The 241-nt window shown below is 64.3% G+C and carries 1 protein-coding gene; it reads left to right on the top strand.

Going from position 1 to position 241, the window contains the following annotated elements; all coding sequences use genetic code 11:
- Positions 1–241: acyltransferase domain-containing protein (locus tag GTW67_RS28865; RefSeq protein ID WP_161167695.1), on the top strand; the 241-nt coding region annotated here is incomplete at both ends.

Here is a 241-nt window from a genome sequence, read left to right on the forward strand (position 1 = left end):
CCGAACTGATCGACACCTCTCCGGTGTTCGCGGCCCGGATTGCCGAGTGTGCGGCTGCGCTCGATCCGTTCGTGGACTGGTCGTTGATCGACATCGTGCGGGATGCGGACGCGGATGCCTGGCTCGAGCAGGTTGATGTGGTGCAGCCTGTGTTGTGGGCAGTCATGGTGTCGCTGGCCGAGGTGTGGCGCTCCCACGGTGTTGAGCCGGCTGCGGTGATCGGTCATTCGCAGGGTGAGAT

Origin of the sequence: Streptomyces sp. SID5910 (assembly GCF_009862125.1) — a bacterium.
Classification (GTDB): domain Bacteria; phylum Actinomycetota; class Actinomycetes; order Streptomycetales; family Streptomycetaceae; genus Streptomyces.